The organism is Shewanella intestini, from assembly GCF_018221465.1.
Lineage (GTDB): Bacteria > Pseudomonadota > Gammaproteobacteria > Enterobacterales > Shewanellaceae > Shewanella > Shewanella intestini.
The window spans coordinates 1-919 of sequence record NZ_JAAIKR010000049.1; the positions used below are offsets into that span (position 1 = coordinate 1).

Consider the following 919-nt stretch of genomic DNA (forward strand, 5'->3'; position numbering starts at 1 on the left):
TCAGTTGTAGGGAATGGTGGATTAATTGCATTGCATCTTTATTTATTACATTTTATCTCATACAACATACACGGTGTAAAGTCTCTGAAAATCACTCAAGCAGGCATAAACAAAGCTGTACAACAAAGCCCTCACGCAGATGAAATAAAAAATATTGCGCAGGCAATAGGACGCAAAGGACCTGAGTACATCGAAGGATTAATTAGAAACCCATGGGGGAAGAAAAATGATAATCCACTAATATTTATAATGAGCATTGAAGAAAGTATAAAAGAAACCCTTAACTCAGGTTATATGTTATATAGAGTAGCTCCCATAACTGAGGGTGAAGCAGCTGCTTTCATGGATGTTCTTAAACAATTATTATTATTTGAGGATAATTTTCGCCTTTTTGGTAGAGACTTGGTTTATAAAATAGAAAAATTAAAAATCAGATAACAAAGTATGGTGAACGAAAAATGAAAGAGAGGATAGTGAAATGTGTAATACCAAGATTCTCAACTATGTATTGGTTAATTGCGTTCCTAGCATTTATATTCCCCGGTCGATCTTTTGCTGACGGTTACACCGCTTACTACCGATGTAATGGTACTCAGGAAGCATCTCTTACTGTTAAAGATAACAAACTAAGTATGGTTGTAGGTCTTTCTAAGTTTAATAGGCAACTGGATACTTATAGATTCAAAGAAAAGGGAATCGAAGTAGTAATGCAGAGAGCTGCTTCTGATGATAACTCTGAGGCCATAATGTCTTTTATTATGCCTGACGTTAACAATATGACCTTATTAGTTAAAAATAACGGCTACATTATCGTTAAGACAACCTGCTGGTTAACTAAAACCGACAAACAGTAGAACACGTAGTTAGTCGAGTATTTACCATAATACCTGTTGTCGGCATCAAAAAAGCCCGCATAGCG

Annotated in this window: 1 protein-coding gene; it reads left to right on the top strand. The window is 35.6% G+C overall.

All coding sequences use genetic code 11. From position 1 onward, the window contains the following. A partial coding sequence (locus G3R48_RS17070) for a hypothetical protein (RefSeq protein WP_212593426.1) occupies nucleotides 1-438 on the top strand: 438 nt, incomplete at its 5' end. Nucleotides 439-919 lie beyond the last annotated feature (481 nt).